The sequence below is a fragment of the Rhodococcus sp. HNM0563 genome (genome assembly GCF_012726195.1).
In the GTDB taxonomy this organism is placed as follows: Bacteria; Actinomycetota; Actinomycetes; order Mycobacteriales; family Mycobacteriaceae; genus Rhodococcus.
Genome location: NZ_JAASAF010000007.1, coordinates 134,671 through 150,682, shown reverse-complemented (window position 1 = coordinate 150,682; position 16,012 = coordinate 134,671). Strand labels below are relative to the sequence as shown.

Annotated in this window: 17 protein-coding genes; 8 read left to right on the top strand and 9 right to left on the bottom strand. The window is 63.8% G+C overall.

The annotated features are described in order from the left end of the window. Window positions 1-147 precede the first annotated feature (147 nt). On the bottom strand, window positions 148-882 hold the full coding sequence (locus tag HCA61_RS17695) for an MBL fold metallo-hydrolase (RefSeq protein ID WP_169689650.1): 735 nt from the start codon (window positions 880-882) through the stop codon (window positions 148-150). Between the two features lie 128 nt (window positions 883-1,010). Here HCA61_RS17695 and HCA61_RS17690 point away from each other — a divergent pair, with 128 nt between their 5' ends. Together HCA61_RS17690 and ygiD are read left to right on the top strand one after the other, a co-directional pair. After that, window positions 1,011-1,859, top strand: coding sequence for an alpha/beta hydrolase (locus HCA61_RS17690; RefSeq protein ID WP_169689501.1), 849 nt, complete (start codon window positions 1,011-1,013; stop codon window positions 1,857-1,859). Between the two features lie 19 nt (window positions 1,860-1,878). Next, entirely contained in the window at window positions 1,879-2,724 is an 846-nt protein-coding gene (gene ygiD / locus HCA61_RS17685) for a 4,5-DOPA dioxygenase extradiol (protein ID WP_169689649.1), read from the top strand. A gap of 4 nt (window positions 2,725-2,728) precedes the next feature. Here the strand turns inward: ygiD and HCA61_RS17680 are convergent, their stop codons facing one another. Then, entirely contained in the window at window positions 2,729-3,712 is a 984-nt protein-coding gene (locus HCA61_RS17680) for an alpha/beta hydrolase (protein WP_169689500.1), read from the bottom strand. Window positions 3,713-3,816: 104 nt separating this feature from the next. Continuing rightward, window positions 3,817-4,953 (bottom strand): nucleotide pyrophosphatase/phosphodiesterase family protein, encoded by a 1,137-nt coding sequence (locus HCA61_RS17675; protein ID WP_169689499.1) that lies wholly within the window; start codon window positions 4,951-4,953, stop codon window positions 3,817-3,819. A 248-nt stretch (window positions 4,954-5,201) separates the two neighbouring features. Between HCA61_RS17675 and HCA61_RS26395 the strand changes: the two genes are divergently transcribed. Beyond that, the gene (locus HCA61_RS26395; protein WP_240959752.1) at window positions 5,202-5,510 is read left to right on the top strand and encodes a hypothetical protein; all 309 of its coding nucleotides are present in this window, start codon (window positions 5,202-5,204) and stop codon (window positions 5,508-5,510) included. Window positions 5,511-5,778: 268 nt separating this feature from the next. On the opposite strand, the gene HCA61_RS17665 is transcribed toward HCA61_RS26395, so the two are convergent. After that, window positions 5,779-6,291 (bottom strand): universal stress protein, encoded by a 513-nt coding sequence (locus HCA61_RS17665; protein ID WP_169689498.1) that lies wholly within the window; start codon window positions 6,289-6,291, stop codon window positions 5,779-5,781. Window positions 6,292-6,320: 29 nt separating this feature from the next. Further along, on the bottom strand, window positions 6,321-6,488 hold the full coding sequence (locus HCA61_RS26640; RefSeq protein ID WP_169689497.1) for a universal stress protein: 168 nt from the start codon (window positions 6,486-6,488) through the stop codon (window positions 6,321-6,323). Between the two features lie 282 nt (window positions 6,489-6,770). Here HCA61_RS26640 and HCA61_RS17655 point away from each other — a divergent pair, with 282 nt between their 5' ends. Together HCA61_RS17655 and HCA61_RS17650 are read left to right on the top strand one after the other, a co-directional pair. Continuing rightward, window positions 6,771-8,351 carry an AMP-binding protein gene (locus HCA61_RS17655; RefSeq protein ID WP_346777595.1) on the top strand — a complete coding sequence of 527 codons (1,581 nt, stop codon included), beginning with the start codon at window positions 6,771-6,773 and terminating at the stop codon, window positions 8,349-8,351. Next, window positions 8,348-9,151 (top strand): class I SAM-dependent methyltransferase, encoded by an 804-nt coding sequence (locus HCA61_RS17650; RefSeq protein WP_169689496.1) that lies wholly within the window; start codon window positions 8,348-8,350, stop codon window positions 9,149-9,151. The genes HCA61_RS17655 and HCA61_RS17650 overlap by 4 nt, the downstream gene beginning before the upstream one ends. A gap of 28 nt (window positions 9,152-9,179) precedes the next feature. On the opposite strand, the gene catC is transcribed toward HCA61_RS17650, so the two are convergent. The 3 genes from catC to catA all read right to left on the bottom strand — a co-directional run bounded on the left by catC (window position 9,180) and on the right by catA (window position 11,582). Beyond that, on the bottom strand, window positions 9,180-9,464 hold the full coding sequence (gene catC, locus HCA61_RS17645; RefSeq protein WP_169689495.1) for a muconolactone Delta-isomerase: 285 nt from the start codon (window positions 9,462-9,464) through the stop codon (window positions 9,180-9,182). Window positions 9,465-9,491: 27 nt separating this feature from the next. After that, on the bottom strand, window positions 9,492-10,619 hold the full coding sequence (locus HCA61_RS17640) for a muconate/chloromuconate family cycloisomerase (RefSeq protein ID WP_169689494.1): 1,128 nt from the start codon (window positions 10,617-10,619) through the stop codon (window positions 9,492-9,494). A gap of 111 nt (window positions 10,620-10,730) precedes the next feature. Further along, a complete protein-coding gene (catA, locus tag HCA61_RS17635; RefSeq protein WP_169689493.1) occupies window positions 10,731-11,582 on the bottom strand; it encodes a catechol 1,2-dioxygenase in 852 nt (283 codons plus the stop codon). Window positions 11,583-11,786: 204 nt separating this feature from the next. Here catA and HCA61_RS17630 point away from each other — a divergent pair, with 204 nt between their 5' ends. Next, window positions 11,787-12,584: an IclR family transcriptional regulator C-terminal domain-containing protein gene (locus HCA61_RS17630; RefSeq protein WP_169689492.1), complete on the top strand. Its 798-nt coding sequence runs from the start codon at window positions 11,787-11,789 to the stop codon at window positions 12,582-12,584. 34 nt (window positions 12,585-12,618) lie between these two features. Here the strand turns inward: HCA61_RS17630 and HCA61_RS17625 are convergent, their stop codons facing one another. Beyond that, window positions 12,619-13,554 carry an AraC family transcriptional regulator gene (locus HCA61_RS17625; protein ID WP_169689491.1) on the bottom strand — a complete coding sequence of 312 codons (936 nt, stop codon included), beginning with the start codon at window positions 13,552-13,554 and terminating at the stop codon, window positions 12,619-12,621. A 201-nt stretch (window positions 13,555-13,755) separates the two neighbouring features. Here HCA61_RS17625 and HCA61_RS17620 point away from each other — a divergent pair, with 201 nt between their 5' ends. Both HCA61_RS17620 and HCA61_RS17615 read left to right on the top strand, forming a co-directional pair. Further along, window positions 13,756-14,319 (top strand): flavin reductase family protein, encoded by a 564-nt coding sequence (locus tag HCA61_RS17620; protein WP_169689490.1) that lies wholly within the window; start codon window positions 13,756-13,758, stop codon window positions 14,317-14,319. Between the two features lie 49 nt (window positions 14,320-14,368). Then, on the top strand, window positions 14,369-15,979 hold the full coding sequence (locus HCA61_RS17615) for a 4-hydroxyphenylacetate 3-hydroxylase N-terminal domain-containing protein (protein ID WP_169689489.1): 1,611 nt from the start codon (window positions 14,369-14,371) through the stop codon (window positions 15,977-15,979). Window positions 15,980-16,012 lie beyond the last annotated feature (33 nt).

Genomic DNA, 16,012 nt, shown 5'->3' with positions numbered 1-16,012 from the left:
CGGCCGCGCGAGCGGCCTACGGACACACGTCGGCCCCGCCCGGCTACATCACGGGTCGCGGGGCCTGTGTCGTCAGTGGAAAAGAAGCGCTTGGATCACGTTGCCCAGAATACCGATCACTGCGACGACGTCAATCGAATTGATTGTTCATGCTTTCGGGCGAACACCTTCGAGAGCAGCGGTGAACCGCTCCTCGTATGCCGCGGCGAGCTCCCCGAGAGCCGCGACGCAGTCTTTTTCGTAGGCCGGTGCATGCATCGGCGCGAGCGTACGCGGCCGTAGATCGGCCAGAGCACGGATGGTGGGCGCCAATTCCGGCGTCAGGCACGTCGGGTGCCCCATGTCTTCCGCAGCCAGCGCAGGACCGACCACCTCACTGTCCGTCTGCGCCGGGTACTTCCCGAACGCTGTGAACAGGTCGCCGCAGAGCAGGGTCGACGTAGTCTCCTCGAACATCAGTCCGGCGTCCCATCCGTGTGGAACGTGGGGAGTATCGATGTGACGGACTCGGCGGAGGCCTGTGTCCAGCACGTCGCCGTCCTGCAGCGGCCGCGGTGGCCTGTCGGCAAGGTCGTTGACCTGAACGAAGCACGCCATTGCGCCGTGCGCGACTTCGGCAGCCGGTGCTACGGCGAGCCACGAGTTCATCGAGCCGCATTCGTCCGCTTCGACGTGGCCGAACGTGATCCACCGCAACCGATCCAGCGGGATCAGTCGCGTGACCGCATCAGAGACGGAAGGAAACAACGAGCGATACCCGGTGTGGAACAACAGCGGTTCGTCGCCACCTATCAGGAATTGGTTCATCGTCAGGTTCGCCTCGTCGACGAACGTGGACAGCCGGTAGACATCGGGAGCAATTTCGGTGATCACTGTGTCCATCACGATCTCTCTCGCTATGAGGTCCCCTTTCCGAGGTTCCTCCGGTCTCGTCGAGTCCACAAGCCCGGAAGGTGCCCCCGTGGAAAGATGCGGAGGACGGCCATGTGACCACCCGGTAGGAGATGCCCATGCAGCACACCGAGTCCTCGTTCAGCGGGGGCAACGACACTCGGATCGTGTACGACCGGTGGTCGCCCGACAACGCCGAGATCGCCGGGGTGATGGTGCTGGCACACGGACTCGGCGAGCATGCACGCCGCTACGATCACGTCGCTGAGCGCCTGAGCGAGTTGGGGCTTGCCGTGTTCGCGCCCGACCATCGCGGCCACGGTCGCTCGGGCGGCAAGCGACTGCACGCACGGGAGATGTCGGATTTCACCGGCGACCTCGATTCGCTGGTCGATATCGCAACGCAGGCGTATCCGGGTCTGCCGGTCTTCCTGCTCGGCCATTCGATGGGTGGAGCTATCGCGTTGGCGTATGCGCTCGACCACCAGGATCGTCTGACGGCGCTTGTGCTGTCCGGACCGGCGGTGATCGTCACGTCCGGGACGCCGAGCATCGTCGTGGAAATCGGCAAGGTGATCGGCCGGTTCCTCCCCGACCTGCCCGTGCAGAAACTCGACAGCAATGCTGTATCGCGGGATCCGGCGGTCGTCGCGGCGTACCAGGCCGATCCGCTCGTGCACCACGGATTGGTTCCCGCTGGGATCGCGCGTGTCCTGATCGACAACGAGCAGAGCCTGCCGCAGCGTTTGCCCTCGCTCACGTTGCCGGTCCTGGTGCTGCACGGCACCGCCGATGCTCTCGCCGACCCCGCGGGCGCTCAGCTCATCGCCGACCGCGCGGGATCGCAAGATCTGACGCTGAAGCTGTACGACGGGCTGTTCCACGAGGTGTTCAACGAACCCGAGAACGACAGGGTGCTGGGCGATCTCGTCGACTGGTTACGTCCTCGCATCGCCCCCGAAAGGTGAGACGCTCATGACGATACGCATGCCCGTCGCATTCATCGGCCACGGTAGCCCGCTCAATGCACTCGAATCGAACCGGTATACGCAGGCGTGGGCCGCGGTCGGTGAGTCGGTGCCGACACCGCGCGCGATCCTGTCCATCTCGGCGCATTGGTTCATCAACGCCACCGCAGTCACTGCAATGCCGTCGCCGCGCACGATCCACGACTTCTTCGGATTCCCGCAGGAGCTGTTCGACGTGGAGTATCCGGCGCCCGGGCTCCCCGAGCTGACGGAGGAGATCGCGGATCTCGCACGACCGAAATGGGTGGGCGGCGACGTCGATTCGTGGGGTATCGATCACGGCACGTGGTCTGTGCTCACCCACATGTTCCCGGATGCGAACGTACCGGTGGTGCAATTGAGTCTCAACGCGTACAAGCCGCTCGAGTATCACGTCGAGCTCGGGGCTTCGCTGGCGTCGCTTCGCGATTCCGGTGTGCTGATCGTCGGCAGCGGCAACATCGTGCACAATCTCCGCAGTATGGATTCGTCGAAGCCGAGCGAAGGGTTCGACTGGGCCCGGCGTTTCGACGAGGCAGCCGGCGAACTGCTGCGCGACCGGCCCGGCGACGCAGCCGCATTGCAGGACCATCCCGATTTCCCGAAAGCCGTACCTACGCCGGACCATTTCCTTCCGATGCTGCATTTCGCGGGCCTGCTCGCGGCGTCCGGGGAACAACCCGACACGCTCGTCGAGGGGGTCGACTACGGGTCGTTGTCGATGACGGCGTACACAGCCGGTGCGCAATGCCCTTCCGGTACTGGGAACGACGGACACGGTGCGAGGCTTTCCGATTCGACGGATCCGCCGAACACGAATCTGTGATGGGTCAGGCGGCGCGACCGTCATCGACGGCGACGACAGCGCGCCGCGCGAATCGGGTGCTCAGCCCGATGAGTTCCATCGCTTCGGGTAATGCTCGCGCGAGGACCGGCCACGCGTGGATCTGTTCGCGCCACAGGTGCGTCTCCACCACGTTTCCCGCCTCTGCGAGGCGTTCGGTCATGTCCTCGACGTCGGGTCGGGTGAGTTCGAATTCGGCTGCACACAGGAACACCGGAGGGAAGAGAGCCGGGTCTGCATCGACGGGGTTCATCTCGCCCTCGATCGCTTCCTGACCCGCGAGCCAGCGCGGGCGCAACTTCTCGAGTGCTTCGATCGGCAGGTAGGCGTCCTTCTTCATGTACTCGAGGTCGTGGCCGGAGTCGTCGAGGTCCAGGCTCAGCAACGGCGAATAACCGATGATGGCGGCCGGTCGCTGGAGGCCGCGTCGCGCAGCGAGTTCGGCGACCTTGACGGCGAGATACCCGCCGGCCGAGTCGCCACCGACGATGATCCTGGTGGGGTCGACCGCTGTCTCGACCAGAGCGGTGTACGCGTTCATCGCGTCGTGGACCGATCCCGCGATGGGGACAGTCGGGACCTGCCGATAGTCCATCGAATACACGGGCGCCCCGGAGTCGAGAGCAAGCTGCACACACAACTGCCGGTGTGTCGAGGGTCCGCAGAAGATGAAACCGCCGCCGTGGAAGTACAGGATGGTGGCATCCTCGAGAGGGTCGTCGACGGGCTTGGGCGAGATGATGCACTCGCCGGGCACTCCGCCGAGATCGGTGTCGACGATCTCCACCGACCGCGGCTTGGGCGTGACCTTGTCGACCACCCACGAAAGCCTGCCGAGGAGGCCGATCCCGAAGTCGTTGCTCGGCCAGATGCTCAGAATCGGTTTGACGAGAATCCGGACGACCCAGAGAAGAATCAGCGCGATCCGACTCGTGCGATCGTGCCAGGTCACAGAAGCACTCGAGCTCATGTGCACACACTATGTGACAAATGTGTTCGTGGGTACGCGACATTGCACACGTCATGGCCAGTTCTGCGGTTCACCACACTCGGCCCTTCACTGGAGATGCCCTGTCACTGAAGACACAGAAGTGGCACGAGCAGTTCGTCGTCGGTGAGTGCACCGTGTTGTCCGGGCAGTTCCGACATCACCCGTTCACCGTCCGTGCGGATCACCGACGACTCCCCCATTCCGATCGCAACGATATCGCCGATGCGGCCGACGAGCGACGGTGCAGGCTCGGAGCCGAACAGGCCGGCGGCGAGAACTTCGTCGCGGGTGCCGACCCACATGTCGTCGCCGAGTTCGTTTCGCCAGCGCTCGAGCACCTCGCCGACGCTGTCGGTGTAGACGTGCCTGCAGCGTGGCTCACCTGCAATGACGCTCACGTCCTCACCGAGCCCTGGGGTGTGGTCGAAGTCGATGCGTCGCCCGCGGGACGCATCGATCATGCCGTGATCGGCTGTGACGAGCAGCCGGGTGTCGCGGGGAAGCGCACCCGCAAGTTGCTCGACGAACCGGTCGACGACAGTGAGCTGCGCGAGCCACGCATCGGATTCGGGCCCGTACACGTGGCCGAGTGTGTCGACCTCACCGAGATAGCAGTAAACGAGGCTGCGTTCGTCGGCACCGATCGCCGACACGACACGGGCGAGCAGATCACCGTAGGCGGAGACCCCGACGAATGCGCCGCCGCGCAGAACCGCGCGGGTCAGGCCGCTGCCGTCGAATTGCTTCGGAACGACGGTGGTGACGGCGATGCCCGCATCGGCGCCACGTTCGAACGCCGTCGGGTGCGGTTGCACGTCCTCGGGGACCAGTTCGTCGCGCTTGTCTATGGCGGTGCCCGCGAGTGTCCAGCGCAACCAGTTGAGGGGTGCTTCGATCTCGTCGACATACGACTGGTAGCCGGTGATGCCGTGACGGCCGGACGGGAGGCCGGTGCCGAGCGATGCGATGCTCACCGCGGTAGTGGTGGGGAAGCCGGCGCGGATCGAGTGTCCGGGCACCGAAGTGAGGAACGGTGCAGCCTTCTTGTTTCGTTGCAGCAGTTCCCAGCCCATACCGTCGACGAGAAGCACGACCGTTCGGGAGCACTCGGCAAGCCGGAGACGGTTCATCTCGCCGGCGACGCCCGCGGAAGCGAGCACCGATGGCAGGAGGTCGGCGAGGGTGGGTTCGGCGTACACATCGCGCAGCGGCAGGCTCATACCCCGAGTATGGCCCGAGCACCCGCATGCCGTCAGTACTCGCTCGACAGCTCCCCTCTCTGCCGGCACCTCCCTCGACGACCCCTATCCGGCCCATGCACTGCGGCCCGGATAACTATCCGTACGGCAACATCATTGATCCGTTGCCTTCTGGTGAGCAAACGTGAGTCGAGCAGTTCTCAACCCTAACGAGGACCGACTCCCGGTACGGTCATTTCCGATGGTCGGGGCAGCGTATGGGGGGCGGAATGCCCGAGCAGCTGAGCGAGGCACAGATCGTGGGATTGTCGCTGGTGATCCTCGGCGCCGTACTGGTGTTCGCGTGGTTCGTGCGAAGTCGGGTGCGCGCGCTCAGCGCGCTCTTCATACCGGCGAGTGTCGTCGCGGGGTTCGCCGTGTTGCTGCTCGGCCCACAGGTGCTCGGGGAACTCACCGGCACCAACGGCCTGATCCCCGAATCCGTCATCGAGGTCTGGCGGATGATCCCCGGACTGATGATCAACGTCGTGTTCGGCGCGATCATGATCGGAAAGACGCTGCCGAAGCCTCGGCAATAGTGGGACGCCGCCGCGCCGCACGCCCTCTTCGGCGCATTCCTGTCGTTCGGCCAGTTCGCACTCGGCAGACTGGCCGTCATCGTGCTGCTCCAGCCTGTGTTCGGGCTACCTGCCGAGGCAGGCTCCCTACTCGAAATGTTGTTCACAGGCGGTCACGGAACGATCGCCGGCATGGGTCAACTCTTCGACGACACCTTGGGCGTCATCGAGAGCTCGCAGCAGTTCCCGCGGTGCCGAACCGCGGGCCGACACCGCATCTACAGGCACGTCAGGGAAGCGACGCCGGAAGGGTGCGAGGATCTCGGTAAGCCTCGTCTCCTCCGTGCGGGCGACAGCATCCCCAGTCCACGAGCAGAGAGGTCGGGCCCGACTGGCGCAGCGTTTCGGGTCTGGCGGCGCCGATCGCGTACTCGTCGGTCCAGGATCGAACCGCGGTGATGGGTACACCGAGCAGGTCTGCGAATGTGAGCGCAAACTCGGCGGCGGTAGACGTAGCGCTGCCGTCGAGCCCGACTACGAAAGCGCCCGTATCGGGCCCGCGATCGGCGGGGTCGCCTCGCCAGACGACGACAGGGCATTCAGCGTGGTTGACCACCCTCACCGCGGTCGATCCGAGCAACCAACGCTCGACGGTCCCTCGGCCCGTCGCTCCGAGCACAACCATGGTGGCGCCCTTCGCGGCAGTGAGCAGCGCTGTCGTAGCGGGTTCGTCGCCGAGCATCGTCGTCAAGCGACTGCCGGCCGCATACTCGCGAACGGCGGCGACCGCAGAGGAAAGCACTTCGGCTCCCTCCGCGGCGAGACTGACGATCAACTGTTGCGTAGATCGTCGCCGGAGAAGTGAGCAGGACTCGGCGTGGAGTGCACGAGTTGCATTGGCTGACTCATTTTTTGGGCGACCGTCACGGCCCATTTCGCAGCGCCCAGCGAAGTGTCGGAGCCGTCGATTCCGACCACGACGTGCGTTCCGGTGTTCACGAACGGCTTGCCTCCGCATAGTCTCCGTACGGTGTGGCGCAGCCGCCCACAAGGCGTCCTATCCATCCCCGCTCTCAGGCTGTTCGGCTTGACAACCCATTCGGGCATCGATCAAGATCGACGGGAAACCGGCGGGAGGGGGGAAACCCGCCAGGTGACCATCAGGGGAATTGGACTCAGCAGGCAGCCCGGCATCTGCCCAGGCACTGCGCCAGTCAAGACAAGCCCGCCAGACCGGCGGGCGGGCGGGCGGGGGGAAGCTTGAATACATCCGAATCATCTGTGCCGTACGGAAATGTCCTCGTCGACGGCCTACGAGCACAGCGCGACAACCGACCCGAGCACACGGCGGTAACGGACTTCCGGACATCGACGCAGCGCTCGTTCTCAAACCTGTGGCTCGCCGCCGAATCGGCAGCGATGCACCTGTACCGTTCCGGCGCACGACCAGGGCAACACGTGGTGATGACGCTGCCGCTCGGCTCCGAACTTATCGCATACTGTTACGGCGCAGCAATACTCGGTGCTGTTCCCGCATTCGTCGACCCCAATCAGCCTCTGGAGTCACTCGCCCCCTGTTTGGCTGATCTCGATGCTGCAGTATGGGTATCGTCGATTCCCGATCCGGCGCGAGGACTGTACCGCGGCTCCATATGCCCACCCGACAACACCATCTTCGACGCGGGTGACAGCGCCTCGACCAGCAACAAACAGCCCTGGGAACAGCGCGCGTGGAGTGTAAACGACACCGTCCTGATGCTCTACACCTCCGGTACCACAGGGATTCCCAAAGGAGTGCCCTGGACCTCCCGGGAGCTCTCCTCTCAGATGCGGTACTACGGCGACAATGACATTCGCTCAGAATTCTGTCTTTTCCCTCACCTGGCCTTGGTATCTCTGGCGATCGGTCGCCGAGTCGTATTACCTGACCTATCCAACGCTCAGCCGGCTCATCTCGATATCGACGCGTTCTATCGCCAACTGGCCGGCTCGGGCAGTGATTATCTCTTCGCCTCGCCTCTGGTATGGCACCGCCTCGTCGCCCACATGCAACGCCACAGTCTGCCTGCTCCGACTCTTCGTCGGGCCGCGACCGCCGGCTCAGCGATCGGCGTCCGGTTGATCGAACGAATGCGCGCCGCACTCGATCCGACAGACGTGGTCGTCCCGTATGCAAGCACCGAAGCGTTGATGCCGATCACTGTCGTCGGCGCCGACGAACACATCTACCTGTCGCAGTTGAAAACCTGGAACGGCAAGGGGACACCGCTCGGTCGTCCAACCGAGGAGATGCAAGTCCGCATCATCTCCCCGTCGTCGAAGGGCGCGAATTTCGACGTGACAACTGCAAGTCTCGACACCGGCGTCGCAGGTGAGATCATCGTTGCGGGACCGCGGGTGGTCAGAACCTATCATCGCCGTGACGATGCCGTGGCCGCATCGAAGTTGCGGGATTCTCCAACGGGCGAAATATGGCACCGCACTGGAGATCATGGATATATCGACGACTCCGGGCTTGTCTGGTACCTGTGCAGGAACAGGGATGTGGTCGACTCCCCGCATGGGCCCATCTACCCCGACGCACTCGAGCAGATGTGGAACATGGTGACAGGGTTTGCACTCAGTGCTGTGGTCTACGATGCCGATGCGGACCGGCTCTTTTATGTCTTTCCTCATGACGAGGATCCGTCAGCCGTCGACATCGGCACCATGTCCATCCTCGCACAGCGCTTGCATTTTCCCGGCCCCACACCGCTACAGTTGCCCGGCGCGTTGCCAACAGATCCTCGCCACAACAGCAAGATCGACCGCGATGCTGTGACTAGGCTGGTCAGGCAGATCACCGCGTCGGGGTGCTCGTGACAAACACATTCGCCGTGGATCATCCGGCCGAGGTCATCGATATCTATCTGAATGTCTGCGCCGACGAGAATCGCTTTGTCGCACAATCGATCGCGGCATTCGACACAATCGGATTGAACGGGCCTGTCCTCGATTGCGCTGTCGGAACGGGGTTCGGGACCATCAGGCTCCTGGAGTTGGGCTATTCCCTCGTATGTTCCGACGGAAGCACCGAGATGCTCGACCGATTTCGACACAACTGCACCGAGGCAGGGCTTTCCAACGATGCGATCTGCGCTCGCTGGGAAGACCTCGGCCGGATGTTTCCCGAGGTGTTCGACATGGTGATGTGCCGCGGAAACTCCCTCGCATACGCCGACACGTGGGATTCCGACTCAGCGCTCGAGTTCGACCCCGGTCGCGTGATCACCCATGTGGCAGGTATGGCAGGCGCCCTCCGTCCCGGCGGCGCACTTCTGGTGGATCTGCCGTCCGCTCGGCCGGACACTTCCCCCTCTGTTCTCGAGCATCAGGGGTTCTGCCCTGCGGGACGACCGGTAACCGTCATCGAAGAGATCTCCACCGACCACGAGACCCGCATCCGGCATTGGGATGTCGCGATGACCGTGGGACATCGAAACTACCGGTTCGCGCGATCGTCTTATCTTCTCGATCTGAACACTCTGCGAGATGCACTCGACGCATGCGGATTCACATCGGTCAGGTCACTTCCGGGCTCATCGGTGCGCGATCACTACCAGACTGTCGTTGCGATCAAACAGCGATCACAACCGACCCGCCGGATCGCCGCAGGGCGGTGACGTCACTACTCCGACCGCGGCGGTCGAGTCAGTCCTTGACGTCCGACCCGTGCTTCGTCAGCGCCATGACCTCGATGTCCATGTACGGGAAGAGTGGCAGGTTGAACAGGATCTCGTGCAGCTCGTCGGCCGAGTCCACGTCGAAGATGGAGATGTTGCTGTACTTGCCGACGATGCGCCAGATCTCGGGCCACTTACCGGCCCGCTGGAGTTGCTGACTGTAGGCCTTCTCCTTGGCGATCGTCTCGGCGCGCACCTCGGGGTCGAGGTCGCGGGGAATGTTGACGTCCATCCGAACGTGGAACAGTGCCATGGGTTTTCTCCTTCTTCGAGTGTGGGTTCAGTCTCGCGCGTACTTCTTGACGACGTCCATGTCGAGTTCGACACCGAGGCCGAGGCCCTCCGGCAGGTGCACCTGGCCATCGGAGTATTCGAGGGGCTTCTTCAGCAGCTCGACCGCGAACAGCTGAGGACCGAACAGCTCGGTGCCGTAGTTGATCCCGGGCTCGGAGCATGCGAAATGGATGGACGCGGCGGTACCGATCGGGCCTTCGATGGACGTCGCGCCGTGGCAGCGCAGACCAGCGGCCTTGGCGACCGCGACCACTTCCTTGCTGCGCTGCAGACCACCGCACTTGGTGGTCTTGAGGGCGATGACGTCGGCCGCGGCGAGCTTGGCGACCTCGTATGCGTCGTGCGGGGTCTGGACGGATTCGTCGGCCATGACGGGGGCCGAGACGCGGCGGTTGATCTCGGCGAGGACATCGAGCTGGTCGGCCGGGGTCGGCTGCTCGATGAGTTCCACACCACCGTCGACGAGCTGCGGTACGTGACGCAGCGCGGTGAAACGATCCCAGCGCGCGTTCACATCGATGCTGAATCCGACCTTGCCGTCGAACGCCTCCACGATCTTCACCACGCGGTCGGTGTCGACGACGGGATCGAGCGCACCCATCTTGAGCTTGAACGAGAAGTTGAGGCGCTGCTCCATCTTGTGGGTGACCTCTTCGACGATCTCCTCGAGAGGCGCCGCGCCGAGCGCCCAGCGTACGTCGACTCCGGTGCGGAACGCGCCACCGAGCAGTGATGCGACCGGCACGCCGAGGCTGCGGCCCCACGCGTCATGCATCGCCACATCGACCGCAGCCTTCGCGAAACGCGCGTTCGCGACGATCCGTTCGATGTCGAGCATCACGCCGCTGATCTCGTCGACACCACGACCGATGATGTAGGGACCGATGTAGCGATCGACGATCTGCTTCATCGTCTCGACGGATTCGCCTCCCCACCACGGGCCTCCGGGCACGACGCCTTCGCCGTAGCCGGTGACTCCGCCGGCAGTGGTAACGGCGACGAAGAGGATCGGTTGCACTTCCGATGTCGTGGTCGCGAACTTGTGCGGACGAATCAGGGGCACGTCGACGATCGTCGATTCGACGGAGACGATCGCCAGGTCGGGGTCGGACATCTTCGGTCAGCTCACAATCAGTTCTGGGTGTGACGGTCGATACTGTGCAGGTGCACTCGCGGCGAATGCCGGCGCCCCTGTGGGACACCGGCATTCGAGATCAGATGTGGATCACGCTTCGGGATCGAGAGCGAAGTTGTACGTCACCTCTGCGATGCCGTCGGCGTTCGTCTGCGGATCCAGGATCAGCTCCGGCTTGGTTGCGGTCGCGACGTCGTTCTCGACCCACTCACCGCCCTTGAAGTAGAGCTGAGTGGTGACGGCACGCTTGCCCGGGGCCGACACCAGCAGGTGCAGGTGGGCGGGACGCCACGGGTGGCCACCGTACGACTTGATGAACCAGCCGGTCGGGCCGTCGTTCGGAATCTGGTACGGAGCCGGCTTGAGGGTGGTGATCTCGTAGTTGCCGTCGTCGTCGGCCTCGATGGTGCCGCGCAGGTTCCACTCGGGGATGTCGGGGGCGAACTGCGAGTAGTAGCCGTCCTCGTCCGCGTGCCACAGTTCGACGGTGGCGCCGGCGATGCCGTTGCCTTCGAGGTCGGTCACCTTGCCCTTGAAGATCAGCGGAGGCGCGACCTTGTCCTTCTCGCGCATCGGCATGGTGCACTTCGACGGCAGCTTCGGAGCGTTCGGCACATAGTAGGGGCCTTCGATGGATCCCTTGGTGCCGGTGAAGTGCTTGCGGTTGTAGTGCACTTCCTCGACCTCGTGCTCGACGAAAACGTCCAGCCACAGCGGCCACTCGCCGTACTCGCCGACATCGATCATCCACTGCTTGAGCACCCGGTACTCGTCGTACGTCACCTCGTGTTTGTGGACGACGCCGGCGAGGGCCTCGAGCACGTCCTTGTAGATCGCGGCCGCACGCTCGACGGACGTGTCGGACGATGCCCGCTCGGACTTGAACTTGTCGGTGGCGGCGTTGCCGGAACCGTGAGCGGTGGGGTTCTCGGTGGTGGTCATGGACTCTCCTCGTCGGGGCTGAGAACGGTGTGGAAAGCGGTTGGCAAAAGCATTGGTCCGGTCGGTTCCAGGGCTTCGAACCGACGAAGTACGCTGTGCGTACTTGTGGATCGCAATGCGTACACCACATACTGTGCGTGTTGTCACATCGCTTGTCAACACCGAATGAGGCAACATCGACGAGTCCCGCAGGTAGGAGATGCAATGCCGAGCACCGACCTAGGCAACAGCCGGAGTAACGACCGCGATTTCGTTCAGAGCATCGAGCGTGGTTTTGCGGTATTGCACGCCTTCGACGACAAGGATCCGAAACCGACCTTGGCCGAGGTTGCGACCAAGACCGATCTGTCGCGGCCGGCGGTGCGTCGAATCCTGTTGACACTGCAGCGGCTCGGTTACGTCACATCGACCGGAACGCGCTGGTCACTGACTCCGCGAGTCCTGAGCATAGGGCAGCACTACACGGCCTCGCACACCCTTGTGGATTCCGCGCTGCCCAAATTGGTGGAGATCGCCGACCATACGCACGAATCGGCGTCGCTCGGCGTACTCGACGGGACCGAGGTCGTGTACGCGGCCCGCGTACCGGTGCGACGGATCATGAGCATCAACGTCTCGGTCGGCACTCGCGTACCCGCATACGCAACGTCGATGGGTCGCGCGTTGCTCGCCTGGTCACCACGCGAACAGCTCGACACCGTGATCGCAGAGACCCGGTTCGAGAAACTCACGCCCACCACCATCGACAACGCCGACGCCTTCCGCGTCGAACTTGCGGAGGTCCGCAGCCAGGGTTACGCGATGGCATCCGCCGAGCTCGAAGACGGCTTGATCTCGCTCGCGGCACCCGTGTTCGACCCCGCCGGCCATGCAGTGGGCGTGCTCGCGTGTTCGACGTCGACGGGACGCCACACCCTCGATTCCTTCCGGGATCTATGCGCCAAACGCGTGGTGGACTGCGCCGAGACATTGAGCGCAGAACTCGGCTACCGACACCGCTGACCAGTACCGATACCGAATCAGGCGCCCATCGTTTTCAGGAACGCAGCGTGGCGGAGGGCGCTAGTCCGTACTTGCGTTTGTACGCCGCAGAGAACCGCCCGGTGTGTGTGATCCCCCATTTCAACGCCACATCCGTCACCGACAGATTGCTACCGGATCCCGCGGAGAGTTCCTCGTGGATGCGCGACAACCGCAGATCGAGCAGGTAGTCGCGGGGGCAGACACCGAGGTACTCCCGGAAGCCCTCTTGCAGACGACGCACACTCACCCCGGCGACCTCCGCCATGTCCGCTGACGTCCAGGGCAACGACGGATCGTCGTGCACCCGGTCGAGGACCCGCTTGATGATCCGAGGCCGCGCACCTCCCGTCGGATCGGCGTCGTCGGGCATCACCGCGAGAATGAACGACGAGGTCAGGGCGCCGGAGAGTTGATCGGACACCAGTGGGTTGTGCCAGAGGGATTCGTCGGATTTGAGCTGCTCGATGACCGAACGCAGTAACGCCATCCAACTCTGCCCCGCGTCGGTCGACAGGTCGACCTGAGGGGGAAGGTGCAGGTCGGGGCGCCCGAGGATGCGGGCCATCTCCCGGTGCAGGTAGTCGCGTTCGAGCTTGACCCCGACGATCTCGCAGTCGCCACTCCACCGACGGATCGTCGCGTCGATGTCCGGTTCGAAGACGGTTGCCTGCCCCACCCCGGATGCGGTCTCGACGCCACTGGCGATCGACTCGATCGTGCCCGACAAGGGAATGTTCACGGCATAGGCGCCCGGGTGCGAACTGTGCACCGACGCCTCGGCACCCCAGCCGATCCGGGCCAACCGGATCGGCCCCAAAGGCAATGTGCGCAGGTTCAGGCGAGGTTCGACCTTCTCGAGGGGGGTGAGGTCATGCGAGAAGTACGCATGCGACACCACCTCTTCCACCTCGTCCCAGTCGGACGGGTGTCGAGTCGAATCCTCTGCCATTCTGTGATCCACCCTCGCGTTTTCGGATACCGGGGACCTTGATTCCAGTGTGATCAGGGACACGTCCCCTGGCAAACAAGGACTTTATACCTACCCGCCGCGCCAGGTGGATAGTGACCGCGCTCACTGGATCGCACATCCCTTCCGGTGTCCATATGGTCTGTGTCACACCAGATCGAACCGGACAGGGAGGACGCAGACATGGAACAGCGAGACCTGCGAAACATCTTCGGACAGTTCGCAAGTGGCGTCACCGTCATCACCTGCGCCAACCGGGACGGCGAACCGCACGGCGCCACTGTCACCGCGTTCACCGCAGTGTCGCTCGAGCCGCGACTGTGCCAGGTCACCTTGACTCGCACCTCGAAGGCGTGCGGGTTCCTGTCGGGTGCACCGTTCGCCGTGAACGTCCTCGCCGCCGACCAGGTCGACACCGCGATGCACTTCGCAGGCAGGCCGCAGTCGCCCGAGCCGACATGGGAGGACGGCCCCACCGCACCGGTCCTCGCCGGTACCGCCGCGACGATTTCGTGCATCCCGTGGCGCGAATACGACGGCGGTGACCACATCATCTACATCGGCGAGATCGTCGATGCCTCGAGCCGCGACGTCGATCCCCTCCTCTTCTTCCGCAGCACCTTCCACGACCTCGGCGCCCCCAGCGCGTCTGCGGCCTGGAACGGCTGCCTGGACGATCCGCACAGCGGATGGTTCGACGCCCAGACGAAGTTCACCCCGCTTCACCTGGCCACATCCCCGGCCTGACCACCACTGACACAGCGAATCCCTGCCCCACCGGACTAGGAGAAATTCCATGACCACCACCGAACCGCGCCCGGACACCCTCGACCGCTCCAAGGTCAATGTCGCCGCAGAGTGCGAAGCGAACCGGACGAAGAATTTCGCAACCCGCCCCATGACCGGCGACGAGTACATCGCCTCGATCGACGACGGCCGCGAGATCTTCCTGCACGGCGAGAAGGTCAAGGACTTCACGAACCACCCGGCGTTCCGAAACTCCATCCGGATGACCGCGCGCCTCTACGACGCGCTGCACACCGGCGAGCACGTCGACACGCTCACCACTCCCACCGACACCGGCAACGGCGGCGTCACGATGCCGTTCTTCCGCACCCCGAAATCCTCTGCCGACCTGGTCAAGGACCGCGATGCCATCGCCACCTGGGCACGCCTGACCTACGGCTGGATGGGCCGCTCCCCCGACTACAAGGCGTCCTTCCTCGGCACCCTCGGCGCAAACGACGAGTTCTACAACCCGTTCCAGGACAACGCGAAGCGCTGGTACCGGGAATCGCAGGAGAAGGTGCTGTACTGGAACCACGCGATCATCAACCCGCCGGTCGACCGCCAGCTGCCCCCGGACCAGGTCGGCGACGTGTTCATGAAGGTCGAGAAGGAGACCGACGCCGGCCTCATCGTCTCCGGAGCGAAAGTCGTCGCGACCGGCTCGGCCATCACCAACTACAACTTCATCGCCCACTACGGCCTGCCGATCAAGAAGAAGGAATTCGCGCTGATCTGCACGGTGCCGATGGATGCACCCGGCATCAAACTGATCTCCCGCGCCTCCTATTCAGAGAACGCCAACATCGTCGGCTCGCCGTTCGACTACCCGCTGTCGAGCCGCATGGACGAGAACGACGCCATCTTCATCTTCGACAAGGTCCTCGTCCCGTGGGAGAACGTCTTCATGTACGGGGACGTCGAGAAGATCAACCAGTTCCTGCCGGGTTCCGGCTTCCTCCAGCGCTTCACCCTGCAGGGCTGCACCCGCCTCGCCGTGAAACTCGACTTCATCGCCGGTCTGCTCATGAAGGCCCTCGACGCCACCGGCGCCGGCGGATTCCGAGGAGTACAGACCCGCGTCGGTGAGGTCATCGGCTGGCGCAACCTGTTCTGGTCGCTGACCGACTCCATGGTCAACAATCCCGAACCGTGGATCGGCGACACCGTCATCCCGAAGCTCGAATACGGCCTGACGTACCGGATGTTCGCGATGCAGGGCTACCCGCGCATCAAGGAGATCATCGAGCAGGACGTTGCCTCGGGCCTGATCTACCTGCCCTCGTCCGCCGCCGACTTCAAGAACCCCGACGTACGCCCGTACCTGGACAAGTACGTTCGTGGATCCGACGGCATCCAGGCGGTCGACCGTGTCAAGGTCATGAAGGCTCTGTGGGATTCGATCGGATCCGAATTCGGTGGTCGTCACGAGCTGTACGAGCGGAACTACGCAGGCAACCACGAGAACGTCAAGGCCGAACTGCTGTTCGCAGCCGAGACCCGCGGTGATGTGGCTTCCATGAAGGGCTTCGCCGAGCAGTTCATGAGCGAGTACGACCTCGACGGCTGGACCGTGCCCGACCTGGTCGGCAACGCCGACGTCTCCGCGTTCTACAAGTAACGACACCCCACACCACCGCGCGCAGGCGGACGA